We start from the raw sequence: 14,390 nt of genomic DNA on the forward strand, positions 1-14,390 counted from the left end.
CGAGAACGATTTCCGGTTCCTTTTCCACGGAATTCAGCCGACGACGTAACCGCGACGACCGCGGTGTTGTCAAGGAATGCCGGTCGTTTCCCCCGTACGCATCAATCACACAGCGTGAACTGCCACGGCGCGGCTTTTTACCCTTGCAGAGGGTGAAGGCCGCTCGCCAGACGGTGCGGAATTCGGGCTCGGGTGCGTGAATTTCCGGCGGCCGGGCGACCCTGTCGTGACCGGGTCCCGGCGGCGCCCGTTACCCTCGGCCGGGAAAGGGGTGCCGCCGTCGATGTTGAAAATTCACTTCACCGAAGCGGACCTGGCGAAGGTGACCATCGCCGAGGACGCCGACCCGATGTGGGAGCTGCTGATGAGCAGCTACCGCATCCGGCGGCCGGAGGGTGAGCCGTTCTTCGGCCGCTGGCGGCGGGGATCACGCTCCGCGGTCCCGCAGTCCGGCCGGCTGCTGATGTCCGCCGTCCCGCCATACGGCTACTGCCCGGACTTCCTCACCCCGGCCGGCGCCCGCACGATCGGCGATGGGATTTCTGCGGTGCTCGAGACGCCTTCGCCGGTGCTGGCCGCCGACGTCGGCGAGCTGGCGGCGCAGGGCACCCACGTCCCGGCGTGGCTGCGCCGCATCGGCGACGGCGAGCCGCGCGAGCTGCGGCGGCTGGGCTCGGCCCTGCACGACTACTACCGCCAGTGCGTCGCGCCGGACTGGGCGACGGTGCGCCGGGCGGTCGCCCGCGACCGCCACCGGCTGCGGGCCAACCTGGACCGCGGCGGGCCGCAGCTGCTGCTTTCGACGTTGCACCCGGAGGTGACGTGGTCCCCGCCGGTGCTGCGGGTGCGCTTCCCGATCGACCAGGAACTGCACCTCGACGGCCGCGGGCTGCGGCTGATCCCGGCGTTCTTCGCGCACGGCATGCCGACGACGTACAAGGACCCGCTCCTCCCGCCGGCGCTGGTCTATTCGATCAGCCACCCGAGCTTCGACAGCGACGCGGAGCCGGGGCCCTCACTGGCGGCGCTGCTGGGCCAGACGCGGGCCAAGGTGCTGGTGACGATCGCGACGACGAGGTGCAACACGAGCGAGCTGGCGGACCTGACGGGCATCTCCCCGGCGACGGCGAGCCAGCACGCATCGGTGCTGCGCGCCAGCGGGCTGATCAGCAGCAACCGGTCGGGGAAGTCGCAGATCCACGAGATCACCCCGCTCGGCCTGGGGATCATCCGGGCGAGCTGACCCGGCCGGCCACAGGCGCCGCCCCGCCGCCCCGCCACCCCCATTGCACGCTGCCCCGTTGCCCCCCTGCCCCGTTGCCCGAGCCGACCAGCCACCGCGCTGCCCCGTTGCCCTCCCTGCCCCCCTGCCCCGCTGCCCGAGCCGACCAGCCACGCCTCGCCCGCCGCCAACCCGGCCCAGCCGCGCGGCCCCACCCCCACCTGCGAGGCGTGCGCAGCGTTCCGGGGTCGTGTTAGCCTGTCGCCGTGCTGCGCCTCACGCTGTCCTCGCGACTCGTAACCCGGCGCGCCGGCTGAACCCAGGTCGCCGGCGCGCTGCGTCGACGATCGCCTTTTTCCGGGACCTGGCCCCGATCTCATTCCCCCGTCCACAAGGGAGATCCGCCATGTCCACTTCTTTCGCCGTTCCCGCACCCCGCTCGGCCATGCTGCTGCGCCGCCGGATCGCCACCTACTTCGTCGGCGGCGCCGAAGAGATCCCCGCGCTGGTCGGTGCCCTCGAAGGCCGGCTCGTGCACGAACTGTCCGTCGACGTCAAGGACGGCGTCCGCGAGAGCAGCATGGTCTGCGCCGTCCTGCTGGCGGGCGAGGAGACCGGCCCCCTGCTCGACCGGCTGCGCGAGCTGCCGTCGGTCGTCTCGGCCGAACTCGCCTGACCGCGAAACCGAAACCCGGCGGAGCACCGCGGCCTCGCCCTTGGCGATGATCGCCGCGGGCATCGCGACGGCGGCGGCCGATCGGGCCCGCGGCCGGTACCCGGAGCCGGAAAGCAGGGCCGCTGGCTCAGGGCTTGCGGCCCACGCCCGTCGAGATCTCGTGCAGCCGGTGCCGGTCCGGGGCCAGCGGTGCGGTGTCCGCGCCGGCGCCCTCCCGCAGTCCCGCGAGGAACTCCTGCAGCGTGGCCGCCGCGTCCCGGCCCGGCTGCCAGTCCAGTTCGGACGCCGCCCGGCTCGTGTCCATGACCGGCAGCCGCATGACCGCGTCGAACAGGCCCGGGGTCGCCGGGATCGCGTGCAGGCGCCAAGCCGCGTCCACCGCCGCGCGGACCACGGCCGCCGGCACCGGGATCGTGCGCGCGCCCAGCAGGTCCGCCGCGAACCGCGGGTCCACGACCGGGCCGGTCGCGATGTTGAAGGCCCCGCGTACCGGGCGCGTCACCGCGCGGCGGACGGCGTCGGCGAGATCATCGGTGTGCACGATCTGGCACCTCAGCCCGCGGATGTCCGGCACCACCGGGATCAGGCCCGGTCGCACGAGCGAACCCGGCACGAACGGCCCGGCGAACAGGCGGCGCTGCTCCGTCGCGGCACTGCGCTGGAAGACGAACCCCGGCCGCATCCGGACGACGTCGAGCTTCGGGTGCCGGCCCTCGAACGCGTCGAGGTACCGCTCCAGATAAGCCTTTTCCCGGGTGTACGCCGCCCCGGGCCAGCCGTGCGTCGGCCAGTCCTCGGTCACCGGCTCGTCGTCCTCCCGCGGCGAGTACGCCCCGATCGACGACGTGTAGACGAGCTTGGGCACCCCCGCCGTGGCCGCCGCCTCGAACACCCGCATCGAGCCGAGGACGTTCGCGCGCCACGTCCGTTCCGGACGCCGGGTGGGCTGGAACAGCCACGCCAGGTGCACGACGGCGTCGGCGCCGCGGAAGAGCGGCACGAGGTCGTCGCGTTCGACGTCGGCCGTGACGACCCCTTCCGCCGGGCGCCTGGCCAGCCCGACGATGGTCTCGACCTGCGGGTCGGCGCCCAACGCGCGCACGACCCCGGTCCCGATGTTGCCGGTCGCTCCGGTCACCACGATGCGCATCCGGGCCGGTTACCCGGGACCGGGTCCGCCAATCCTGCCGTCTTCGAAGGTGAAGATCGTCCGGGGAGACCCCCGCGGTGACGTACACGGGTGACGTCGGACGACGGTCGCCGCGGGCCCTTCGGGATTTCTAGCGTGGTGGAGTCACCCGCTGAAAGGAACCCCATGTCCGAAGTGACCTACACCGCCGTCGCCACCTCCACCGCGGAGGGCCGCAACGGCGGCCGCGCGACCTCCGACGACGGCGCGCTCGACGTCACCCTCGCCGTGCCCAAGGCCTTCGGTGGCGCGGGCGACGGCACCAACCCGGAGCAGCTGTTCGCGGCGGGGTGGGCGTCCTGCTTCGTCGGGGCGGTCCGCCGGGTCGCGGGCGCGAAGAAGGTGCCGCTGAACGACCTCGCCGTGGTCGCCGAGGTGACCCTGCACCACGACACCGAGGCCGGTGAGTTCGAGCTCAGCGCGGTGCTGCACCTGGAGGCATCGGGCATCGACCAGGCCACGGCCGACGAGCTCGTCCAGGGCGCCCACCAGGTCTGCCCGTACTCGAAGGCCACGCGCGGCAACATCGAGGTCACCCTCGACGCGACGGTCGCCTGACACCGCGCGACGCACTGAGGGGAGGGCCCGGGTGCGGGCCCTCCCCCCGGTCACATCCGGCCGGCGTCCACGATCGCCTGGGCGAACGGCCGCGGCGCCTCCTGCGGCACGTTGTGGCCGATGCCGTCGAAGACGCGGTGCTCGTACTTGCCGGTGAACTTCGCGCGGTAGGCCTTGCCGTCCTTGGCCGCGCCGTCGAAGTCGCTGCCGATCGTGATCGCCGGGACGCCGATGGTCGCGCCGGCGGCCAGCTTCTCTTCGTACGCCTCGTACTGCGGCTCGCCCGGGGCGAGGCTCAGGCGCCAGCGGTAGTTGTGGATGACGATGGCGACGTGGTCGGGGTTGTCGAACGCCGCCGCGCTGCGGTCGTAGGTCGCGTCGTCGAAGTGCCAGGCCGGGGACGCGGTCTTCCAGATCAGCTTGTTGAAGTCGTGGCGGTTCGCCGCGTAGCCGGCGCGGCCGCGCTCGGTCGCGAAGTAGTACTGGTACCACCAGCCGAGCTCGGCTTGCGGAGCCAGCGGCTGCTGGTTCGCCGCCAGGTTCGTGACGATGTACCCGCTCACCGCGACGATCGCCGTGCAGCGCTCGGGCCACAGCGCGGCGATGATGTCGACGGTCCGGCCGCCCCAGTCGTAGCCGCCGAAGACGGCCTTGTCGATCTTGAGCGCGTCCAGCAGGGCGATGACGTCCAGCGCCACGGCCGTCTGCTGGCCGTTGCGGACCGTCTCGGCGGACTTGAACGCCGTCGGGCCGTAGCCGCGCAGGTAGGGGACGATCACCCGGTAGCCCGCCCCGGCCAGGATCGGCGCGACGTCGACGTAGCTGTACGGGTCGTAGGGCCAGCCGTGCAGCAGCACCACCGGCTGCCCGCCGGCCGGCCCGAACTCGTGGTAAGCCATGGTGAGCACCCCGGCGTCGGCCTGCTTGACCGGCCCGAGCGAGGTGTGCTCCCCCGACCCGGCCCGCAGGTCGGGCGCCGAGGCGGGAGCGGCCGCGGGAGTGCCCGACGAGCAGGCCGCCAGTGACGTCGCCGCGAGCCCGGCCGCGAACGCCTGCCCGAACCTTCTCCTGCTGATCATCTGCTGCTCCTGTGCGAGAAAGACCGTGGGACTTTCACGACGTTAGGAGCTGTCCGGTGACCTGCGCGCCCGTCAGGTGACGCAGCCGGTGTACGTCACCCGTCGAGGGTCTTCAGCTTCCCGGCGAGGTCGGCGCGGGAGCTCACGCCCAGCTTGGGGAAGATCCGGTGCAGGTGGGTGCCGACGGTCCGGTGCGAAAGGTACAGCCGCTGCCCGATCTCCCGGTTCGTCAGCCCCTCGGCGGCCAGCTGCGCGATGCTCAGCTCGTGCGGGGTCAGCTTGTCCCGGGCGTCCGGGCCGCGGTTCGGGCTCGACTCGCCCGCGCTGCGCAGTTCGCGGCGGGCCCGGTCGGCCCAGGCGGCCATGCCGAGGGCGTCGAACGTCTTGCGGGCGGTGCGCAGGTGCGTCCGCGATTCGACGACCCGCCGCTGCCGCCGCAGCCACTCGCCGTACGCCAGGTGGACGCGACCGCGTTCGGCGGGCCAGCCGGTCAGGTCGGCTCGCAGCGCTTCGGCGAACAGCTCGTCGCTCGGGTCGAGCACGGCCCGGGCGTACCGGAGGCCGATGTGCAGGGCGGGTGACGGCGTGTCCAGGCACTCGAGCTCGGCCAGGACACCGCGCAGCTCGCCGGTCCGCCCGGCCCGGACCGCGGCCTCGGTGAGTTCCGCGACGCAGTACGTGCGCAAGGCCAGCTGGTAGGCGGGGTCGGCCGGGTCGAGCAGCCGCCGCAGGTCGGCGAACGCGTCTTCGAACCGGCCCTCGCTCAGGCCGGTCAGCCCGCGCGTGAGCTGCACGGTGGCCAGGACGGGCCGGGCGCCGGCCGCGAGCCCGGCGCGTTCGGCCTCGTCGGCCAGCGTCTTCGCCTGCTTGTGGTCGCCGCGCAGGGCGGCGATTTCGGCCTGGACCGCCGTGGCGAGCCCGGCCATGAACGGCTGGCCGGTCTCCCGCGCCAACCGGGCCGCCTCCGCCGCGGCCGGCAGCGCCCCGGCCAGGTCGCCGAGCCGGACGCGGCTCCACGCCTGGACGGCCAGCGCCCGCGGCAACAGGCCGAGCCGGCCCTGGGCCCGCAGGCCGGGCGCCGCGGCGGCGGAGAACCGGGCGGCGAGGTCGAAGGCACCGGCCTGCAGCGCGGCGCTGCCCAGGTACCGGTCGACCTCGGGATCGGCGCCGGTCTTGGCGACCAGCTCCCGCAGGTGGGCCAGGACGGCTCCACCGCGTTCGAAGGGCGCGACGTACGCGGTGACGGCGACGATCCGCGGGTCGCCGTCCGGGATCGGCAGCCGATCGGCGACGTCGAGGAGGGCTTGCCGGGCGGCGGCGCCGGGCTCGGTCCAGAAGCACCGCATGGCGGCGCTCCAGAGGATCCGCACGGCGGCGTCGTGGTGCCCGTCGGCGGCGGCGGAGGCGGCGATCCGGGCCAGTTCCGCGACGCGGGCCGGGTCCTCGCGGACGCCGTCTTCGAACTCGCTGAGCAGCCGCCCGGCGGTGGCCCGGCGGCGGGCGTCGGCGGGATTGGCGGCGTGGACCAGGCGTTCGGCGGTCTCCCGCCGCCCGGATTCGACGGCCAGCTCGGCGGCCAGCAGCAGCCGGTCGGCTCGGCGCTCCGGCTGGTCACTGAGCCGGGCGGCCTGTTCCAGGGCGGCGATCGCGGCGGCGGCCCCGCCCCGGAAGCGAGCCCGCTCGGCGGTGCGTTCGAGTTCGGCGGCGATGGCTTCGTCGGGCCCGGCGGTGGCGGCGGCCTGGTGCCAGGCGCGGCGGTCGGGCTGGTCGCGAAGGGCCTCGACGAGGGCGAGGTGGGCGTTCCGGCGGTCGAGCGGGGTGGCGGCGGCGGGGATGGCGGACCGCATGAGCGGGTGCCGGAAGGTGACGGCCCCGGCGGAGAGCTCGACCAGGCGGGCCTCGACGGCGGGGACGAGGACCGCGGGATCGGCGCTGGTCGCCGGCACGCCGGTTTCCCCCGCCCGAAGCACCCCAGCCGCCTCCGCGCCGGGCCCGCGCGAACCGGCCTCGCCCGGCCGGGCCCCTGCGCCCGCGGCCACCCCGGCCAGGGCACCTGCCGCTTCCAGGATCTCTGTCAACGATGTCGTCTCGTTCAGCGCCGCCACCAGCAACGCCGTGCGCGTCCCCTCCGGCAGCGCCGCCACCCGGGCCGTGAACGTGCGCTCCAGGCGCTCCGTCAGCGGCAGCACCGGATCCAGCCCGTCGAGCTCGGCCACCGCCAAGGGCAGCTCCGTCAACGCCAGCGGCAACCCCGCCGCCTCCGCCAGCAGCCGCGTCCGGACCGCCGGAGCCAGCCGCGGCGCCACCGAATCCAGCAGCTCGGCCGCCGCGCCGGCCGGGAGGCGGTCCAGCGCCATCGACGGCAAACCCGCCTCGAGCAACGGGGATTCCGCGCCGTCCCGCAGGGTCGCCAGCAGCACGATCGGCTCGGTCTCGATCCGCCGCGCCACGAACGCCAGGACGTCCGCGCTCGCCCGGTCCAGCCAGTGCACGTCCTCCGCGACGAGCAGCAGCGGCTTGGCCGCCGCCTCCTCGGCCAGCAGCGTCAGCGCCGCCAACCCGACCAGGTACGCGCTCGGCTCGGCGCCCGAAGCCAGCCCCAGCGCCGTTCGCAGGGCTTCGCGCTGCGGCGCGGGGAGCTCCGCCACCCCGGCCCGGACCGGGTACAGCAGCTGGTGCAGCCCGGCGTAGGCCAGGTTCCGCTCGGCCTCCGCCCCGGTCGTCCGCAGCACCCGCAACCCCGCCACCGATGCCGCCGCGGCTGTCGAAGCCACCAGCGCGGACTTCCCGATGCCCGCTTCCCCGCGCAGGAGGACGCCACTGCGGTCCGCCGGGCCGTCGACGAGCTCGCCCAGCTCCTTCAGCTCGGTGTCCCGTCCGCTCAGCGCCATGGAAACGACCTTACCCAACCGCTGTTTCCGCAGCTCACGGCCGAAGTGACGTACGGCAGCAGCGTCATCCGACGGGCGCGGGGCCCGCCGCCCCGCACCTAGCGTTCCCCCGCAATGACCAGCGACCGGAGAGACAGATGAAACGCCTCCTTCTCGCTGCCGCCGTGCCACTGCTGCTGACCACCGTCACGCAGCCGGCCGCCTCGGCAGCAACCCCGACCCCGTGCGCCGCCGTCGCGGTGCCCGCCCCGCCCGGCGCGAAGATCGAGTCGGTGCAGGCCGCGCCCCAGCCGTCGTCCTGCCTGATCACCGTCACGCTCACCCACACCGGCACGGACCACGTCAAGGTCGCCGTGGCCCTGCCGGACACCGGGTGGAACGGCCGGCTCCAGGCCCTCGGCGGCAGCGCCTACGCCGCGGGCAACTTCGACGCGCTCCCCCAGGCCGTCAAGGACGGCTACGCCGCCGTGACGACCGACGCGGGCGTGTCCCTCAACGGCCTCGACACGTCCTGGGCGCTGAACGGCGGCCGGGTCGACCAGACGCTCCTGACCAACTTCGCCACCCGATCGGTGCACGAAGAGGCCGTGCTCGGCAAGGCCGTCACCCAGCGGTACTACCAGCGGCCGATCTCGTACTCCTACTGGACCGGCTGCTCGACCGGTGGCCGCCAGGGCTACTCCGAGGCCCAGAAGTACCCCGGGGACTTCGACGGCATCCTCGCGAACGCCCCCGCCGTCGACTGGACGCAGTTCGCGGTCGCGACCCTCTGGCCGCAGATCGTCATGAACGCCAGTCACGACTTCCCGAGCACGTGTGTGCTTTCGGCCTTCCGCACGGCCGCGGTCCAGGCGTGCGACGCGCGGGACGGCGTGCCGAACGGCATCGTCGACCGGCCGGACGAGTGCGGCTACGACCCGCGCAGCCTCGTCGGGACGAAGGTGGTCTGCGACGGCCACGAGTTCACCGTCACGGCCGCGGACGCCGAGGTCATGCGCAAGATCTGGGCCGGCCCGACCGACGAACGCGGCCGCAGGCTGTGGGCCGGGCTGCCGAAGGGCGCGGACTTCACGTGGCTGGCCGGCACCCAGCCGGGCCCCGACGGCACGCTGACCGCGCCGGGCTTCCCGGTCGCCGTCAAGTGGGTGCAGTCGTTCCTGGAGAAGCAGCCTGACTTCGACACCTCGAAGCTCACGTACGCGCAGTTCACGGACCTCTTCCGCCAGTCGGTGCGGGAGTACGACGACGTCATCGGCACGTCCGACCCCGACCTGTCGGCGTTCCGCCGCGACGGCGGCAAGCTGATCACGTTCGTCGGCGCGAACGATCAGCTCATTCCGCCCGAGGGCACCCTTTCGTACCGCAGTCAGGTGGAACGCACGATGGGCGGCCCGCAGCGGGTGAACGAGTTCTACCGGCTGTTCCTCGCACCGGGCGTCGAGCACTGCTTCGGCGGTGGCGGCCCGGAGCCGACGAACGCGCTGGGCGCGCTCGTCGACTGGGTCGAGCACGGGAAGGCGCCGGCGACGCTGGCCGCGGCGTCCGCGGACGGGAAGACGCGCAACCTGTGCCCGCTCCCGCGGGTTTCGCGCTACACCGGCGGCGACCCGGCCACGGCGGCGAGCTACCGCTGCCGCTGAGCCCCGGTCCGCGAGCGCCATCCCGAGGCGCTCGCGGACCGGACTTGCGGGTCCGATCCGGGCTGCGCGTCAGCCGGCCCGCCCTCGGCACGATGAACTTCGGCACCGGCGGCTTCCACGCCGCCTACGGCAAGACCGGGACGAAGCCCGCCCGCTCTTCCGTAAGTACCTCGACGAAGGCGGCAATTCGTCGACACGGCGGACTCCTACACCGCCGGCGAGAGCGAGACGATCCTCGGCAAGCTCATCGCCGAAACGAACTCCCGCGACCGGTGGTGCTCACCACCAAGTTCACCAACACCGTCGACCCGGCCCAGGTGGCGATCAACTGGGTGGCCACCCAGCCGGGCATCGCGGCGGCGATCGTCGGCGCGAGCAACGCCGGCCAGCTCGCCAAGAGCACGGCGGCACTCGACTTCGAGATCCCGGCCGAGCTGCGCACCCTGCTCGACGAGGCGAGCGCCGTCCCCGGGCGTCGGTGTACCGCATGTTCACCCCGGCGTACCAGAACTGGATCGTCAGCCCGGACCTGAAGATCGGCGACAAACCACCGGGGTACGCGCCGCCGGTCCGGAACTGGTAGCGACAGTGCCACTCTTTCGAGTGAAATTTCTTCAGTTCTTCCTTTCACGAGCTACAGGCTGACGGGTGATGCAACCGGGCGACACCTCCTCGGACGCCGTTGCCGTGGACGAGATCCGGCCCTCCTGAATCTCTACAGTGGACTGCGGAAAGTGCCGCGTCCCGTCGAATTCGCAGCGAATTCGCCTGGTCAGACGACCGCGCAGTTTTCCTCGAAAGTGGCGCACGGTCGGATGACGCCCCCAGATGATTCGACCTCATCCGACACGGGTATGGTTTCGGCAACCCAACCGAATGACCACCGAACGAGGCTCACCCCCTTGGTCACCGCACTCCGCATGAGGGCAAAGATGGTACCTCGTCCGCCTACGGAGCGAGCGGTTCCTGGTCCTGATCGATGGAAGGAGAAGTCGTTGACGCACCTGATGCCGCTTTGGTGGATCATCATGGCGGCCTGACGCCTGGAACCACCCCACTGGGGGCGAGTTGCGCCGGGTCTCGCCGAAGCCGCGAAACCCGGCGCAACCGACGTCAGGGCTGACCCCGGCGGCGGAGTTCGACACCCTCCGCGAGGAGGACGTTGCGAGTCTGGTTGTAGGACATGCCGTAGGTGGTGGCGAGCTGGCGGATCGAACGCCCGTCGAGGTAGGCGTTGACCAGCCCGGGCGGGGTGGGCGGCAGCGGAATCCGCGGTGGGCGCAGCGTGACGCCCGCGTCGAGCAGGGCGACGCGGATCTTGCGATAGCTGTAGGGGTGCCGCGCGACCAGGCTTTCGATCGTTTCCCCGGCGGCGTAGCGGTCCACGAGGACCTGCACGAGCTCGGCCGGGATCTCGGCGGGCACCGACTCGGGAGGACCCGCGCCTCTGTGATCGTCGCTCACCAGATCATCGCCGCCCCGACCAGCTGATCCGTGTGCGTGGGAACGCGGCCCCGGTCGCTGGCTCGCGTGTCACGCGGTCCGCATCCCACCCAACGACATCGATGTCGGCGGGTACACCGCCAACCGAGTGGCCGTCGATCGTCACAAGCGCTCATGGCTGGTTCCGCTCCCCGTGCGGTGTGCCCGTCCATGAGTGTGGACCACCTCGTCCCGCGGTCGTGACGTCGGTGGGCACAGTTGTAACGGTCGTTACACGCGTGCCCGAAAAGCCGAATTGTCGGTCCGGGCGAATCAGGCGCATGCACCCAGCATGGTTGCCACCCCTGGTGCCCGCCAACGATCAGCTGGCGCGGACGGCTGAAGTGTCAGCCACGGTGGACGAGCATGCACCGAAAGACGCGCTGTGCCAACGATTTCGCCCGTCTTCTGTAGCGGATCCGCGCCGGTCACGAGAAGGGAAATGCCGTATCGGGTGAGGTCTAACGGTTTCGCCGCAACCGCGGTGGCAGCATCGCCACGGTGTCCCGCTCACCCTCGCGGGCCGCCGGGATGACTGGCTCCGAGGCATCCAGCTCGGCGAGCAGCCCCTCGATCTCCGCCGCACGCCTGGTCCGTGCCCGCCCCCGGTAGAGGTCCGCCGCCTGCATCCACAACGCTCGTGCGTCTTCCCGGTTCCCGTGGTCGCGCAGGATCACCGCCAGCGTCGACAACGCCCTGGCCTGGCCGGTGGCGTGGCGGGTCCGGTCGGCCAGCTCGACCGCGCGGTGCGCGTACCACAACGCCGCCCGGGCATTGCCCTGCTGGTGCCGCAATCGGGCCAGTACGGTGTTCAGCTTCATCACCGCCGGCAGGTTCAGGCACGCCGGGATCAGCTCCGCAGCTTGCCGGCACTGCTCATCAGCCTCGTTCAGGCGCCCCAGGTCGGTGAGCAGCGCGCCCAGCGCGGTGTGGATCTGCAACCGTGCCGTCCGGTCGCCGGATTGCCACAGGTGTTCCAGCGCCTCGGCGTAGAGGTCCAGCGCCTCCTGCTCGAACCCGCCGGCCGCGACCAGCGCGTTCGCCAGCCGATGGGCTGCGGCGGCACACAACGACGGCTCGTTCAGCTCATCGGCCAGCTGCAGCGCCAACCGGCACAGCACCGCGGCCTCCGGCGCCCGGCCGACCCTCAGGTGCCACCGGGCCAGGTTCAGCGTCGAAACGATCCGGCCCAGCGGAAACCCGTCGGCTTCGGCGAGCGCCAATGCCCGCCGGAGGTGGTGTTCCGCCCGAGGCTCCTCGCCCATGTGCATCAACACGACCGCGAGGTCGTTCAGGTGTGACCCGAGAACCTGACGCAGCTGCGGCGCGGAGTCACCACCTTCGGCGAGCACCTCTTCGACACTGCGGATCGCCGCGGTGAGGCAGCTGATAGCGTCGGCGTAGAAACCCATTTCCGTGATCAGCTCGGCGAACAACGCGGGCAGGTAAGCGCTTTCGCCGCCACCGGCAGCGGCGATTTCCAGCAGTACGTTCTTTTCCCGGACCACCCACTGCCGGGCCAGTGCCGCGCTGCCGAAACCGGCCCCCGGCCGCGTCCGGGTCGCCGGCAGCTGCGGCGGCGGTTTGTACGGGAAAACCAGACGATGCGCCTCATAGGCCATCTGCAGGTGGAAATCGAACAGCCGGCGCCGCACTGCCGCCACATCGGCCAATTGCTCGGCGACCGAAGCGGCGTAGGCGTGCAAAAGGTCGTGGACGCGGTAGCGATCCAGATCGCTCGGGTGCTCGAGCAGGTGCGCCGCCACCAGGACGTCGAGCGAACGGCGCACGGCAGGCAGTGGGCGCCCGTCCCCGGCTGCCACCGCCTCGGTCGTCACTTCCGCTCCCGGGTGCGCCCCGATCACCGCGAACGCGCGTCGCTCACCCGGCCCCAGCACTCGGTAGGACGCCGTGAACGCCGCACGCAGGCTTCGCTGGAGGGCATCTCCCTCGTACCCGAGATCCAGCAGCATGTCCGCGTCCCGCAGCTGGCCGGCTAGGGTCGACAAGAGCAGGCCGGTCCGCGCCGCGGCGCGGTCGGCCACCAACGTGAGCGCCAGCGGATTCCCCTGGCAAACCCGCACCAGTTCGGCCACGCCGTCGCGATCTTCTCGGGCCCGCCGGCCGATCCGGCGGTCGAGCAGCGCAGTCGCGTCCTGATCGGTCAGCGGCGGCACGGTCACCACCGGCGGGGAAACCGTCGCGGCCAGCGAAGGCAGCCGCCACCGCGAAACCACCAGAACCGTACAGGCGTCGAGCACGCCGAGCAGCGGGGCGATCTGCTCACGGCTGTCGACGTTGTCCAGGACCACCAGCATCGGCCGCCGCTGCAAGAGCGCCGAGAGCTTCGCCGCTCTCCCCACGGGACTCACCACTTGGTCGACCGGGAAATCCAGCAATGACAACAACGTGTCCACGACCTCGCCGCTGCTCGCGGAGGTCGCTTGACCATCCCCTCGCAGGTCGAGCAGGGCGGCTCCGTGCGGAAACCGGCGCCGGGCCCGGTGCACCCACCGCACGACCGCCGTGGACTTGCCCACGCCCGGCCCACCGGTCACCACGACCACGCCTCGCCGCGAGGCGCCGCTCGAATCGGAGGTGAACGCGTCGAGTTCTGCCAGCAGCTCGGCCCGTCCTTCGATTCCGTCGCAGTCCGGAGGCACGTGCCAGACCGGCCGGCCGGCCGGCTCCTCGACGTCCACGGCGCGAATCCGCACCACCTGGCGGGGAAAACCACCGTCGCCGAAGATCACCTCGTCGTGCACCGCCCGCAGCTCGTCCGCGGCACGCAGTTCGCCGATGTCGAGGTACTGGCGGCGCTTGGCGAAGTAGAACTCGGTCACCTCGTCCGGGCGGTCCGTCGCGGCCAGCGCGCGCAAGCGCAGTTTCGCCAGGCCGAGTTCCAGCGGATGCGCGTGTTCGAGCTCCAGCAGCCTGCTGAGCGCCACGTCGCCATGACCGACGGCGAGCAGCTCGGCGACCAGGAAAGCATTGGCGGGCAGCCAGTGGCCGCGCGTCCACTGCGCACGCCAGTCGTCCGCCCGCTGCGTCGGCAAGTCGGCGAGCGGATCGTCCCGCCACAGCCGCACCGCCGCCTGCGCCTCGATCTGCGCGCGACGGTGGTCGCCGCGATCACGCAGCTCGCGCGCCCGCGCCATTCCCCGGGCGAACTGGCGGTGATCGACCAGCGCTTCGTCGATTTCCACCACGCAGCCGTTCTTCCCGACGCCGACACGAGCCGGGATTCCGCTCTTCTGCAGCGCTTGCCGGAGGTGCACGGCGTTCTGGTGCAGGGTAGCCAGCGCACCTCGCGGCGCGTTCTCGTGCTCCGCCCACACCCAGTCCACGACCGCGTCGACCGGGAACCGCTGGTTCGGGGACGTCAGCAAGGCGGCGAGCACCTGCCTCGAACGCGGGTGAGCCCACTTCACATCCACTTTCCCGTGCAGCAGCATGGCCGTTTGCCCGAGAATTCCGAGCGCGATTTCCATGCGACCCCCTCCTCCACGGCTTCGGCCACCAGCCGACCGCCCCACCGCCGGTATTTTTCCATTGTTGCCCGCAAAAGACCACGTCAGCGCCGGTTCACCAGCCCGGTAATGGCGATTGTTGATCGATTGTCAACCAACGAAACTGCAGGCCGAAAGCCTTTT

General features: G+C 72.0%; 10 protein-coding genes. 5 read left to right on the plus strand and 5 right to left on the minus strand.

The window, feature by feature from the left end; translation table 11 throughout:
- Window positions 1–283 precede the first annotated feature (283 nt).
- Both QRY02_RS26885 and QRY02_RS26890 read left to right on the plus strand, forming a co-directional pair.
- Window positions 284–1,243, plus strand: a complete 960-nt coding sequence (locus tag QRY02_RS26885; protein WP_285985624.1) for an ArsR/SmtB family transcription factor — start codon at window positions 284–286, stop codon at window positions 1,241–1,243.
- A gap of 385 nt (window positions 1,244–1,628) precedes the next feature.
- On the plus strand, window positions 1,629–1,898 hold the full coding sequence (locus QRY02_RS26890; protein WP_285985625.1) for a hypothetical protein: 270 nt from the start codon (window positions 1,629–1,631) through the stop codon (window positions 1,896–1,898).
- 127 nt (window positions 1,899–2,025) lie between these two features.
- Here the strand turns inward: QRY02_RS26890 and QRY02_RS26895 are convergent, their stop codons facing one another.
- Window positions 2,026–3,048: an NAD-dependent epimerase/dehydratase family protein gene (locus QRY02_RS26895; protein ID WP_285985626.1), complete on the minus strand. Its 1,023-nt coding sequence runs from the start codon at window positions 3,046–3,048 to the stop codon at window positions 2,026–2,028.
- A gap of 165 nt (window positions 3,049–3,213) precedes the next feature.
- On the opposite strand from QRY02_RS26895, the gene QRY02_RS26900 reads away from it, so the two are divergent.
- Window positions 3,214–3,645 carry an organic hydroperoxide resistance protein gene (locus QRY02_RS26900; RefSeq protein ID WP_285985627.1) on the plus strand — a complete coding sequence of 144 codons (432 nt, stop codon included), beginning with the start codon at window positions 3,214–3,216 and terminating at the stop codon, window positions 3,643–3,645.
- A gap of 50 nt (window positions 3,646–3,695) precedes the next feature.
- Here the strand turns inward: QRY02_RS26900 and QRY02_RS26905 are convergent, their stop codons facing one another.
- Together QRY02_RS26905 and QRY02_RS26910 are read right to left on the minus strand one after the other, a co-directional pair.
- Entirely contained in the window at window positions 3,696–4,724 is a 1,029-nt protein-coding gene (locus tag QRY02_RS26905; RefSeq protein WP_285985628.1) for an alpha/beta fold hydrolase, read from the minus strand.
- A gap of 95 nt (window positions 4,725–4,819) precedes the next feature.
- Entirely contained in the window at window positions 4,820–7,615 is a 2,796-nt protein-coding gene (locus tag QRY02_RS26910; RefSeq protein WP_285985629.1) for a helix-turn-helix transcriptional regulator, read from the minus strand.
- A 137-nt stretch (window positions 7,616–7,752) separates the two neighbouring features.
- Between QRY02_RS26910 and QRY02_RS26915 the strand changes: the two genes are divergently transcribed.
- Together QRY02_RS26915 and QRY02_RS48925 are read left to right on the plus strand one after the other, a co-directional pair.
- Window positions 7,753–9,255: a tannase/feruloyl esterase family alpha/beta hydrolase gene (locus QRY02_RS26915; RefSeq protein WP_285985630.1), complete on the plus strand. Its 1,503-nt coding sequence runs from the start codon at window positions 7,753–7,755 to the stop codon at window positions 9,253–9,255.
- 275 nt (window positions 9,256–9,530) lie between these two features.
- Window positions 9,531–9,788 carry an aldo/keto reductase gene (locus QRY02_RS48925; protein ID WP_285985631.1) on the plus strand — a complete coding sequence of 86 codons (258 nt, stop codon included), beginning with the start codon at window positions 9,531–9,533 and terminating at the stop codon, window positions 9,786–9,788.
- Between the two features lie 580 nt (window positions 9,789–10,368).
- Here QRY02_RS48925 and QRY02_RS26925 read toward each other — a convergent pair.
- Both QRY02_RS26925 and QRY02_RS26930 read right to left on the minus strand, forming a co-directional pair.
- The gene (locus QRY02_RS26925; RefSeq protein WP_285985632.1) at window positions 10,369–10,719 is read right to left on the minus strand and encodes a helix-turn-helix domain-containing protein; all 351 of its coding nucleotides are present in this window, start codon (window positions 10,717–10,719) and stop codon (window positions 10,369–10,371) included.
- A gap of 479 nt (window positions 10,720–11,198) precedes the next feature.
- The gene (locus QRY02_RS26930; RefSeq protein ID WP_285985633.1) at window positions 11,199–14,228 is read right to left on the minus strand and encodes an AfsR/SARP family transcriptional regulator; all 3,030 of its coding nucleotides are present in this window, start codon (window positions 14,226–14,228) and stop codon (window positions 11,199–11,201) included.
- Between the last annotated feature and the right edge of the window lie 162 nt (window positions 14,229–14,390).

This window comes from Amycolatopsis sp. DG1A-15b (genome assembly GCF_030285645.1).
In the GTDB taxonomy this organism is placed as follows: domain Bacteria; phylum Actinomycetota; class Actinomycetes; order Mycobacteriales; family Pseudonocardiaceae; genus Amycolatopsis.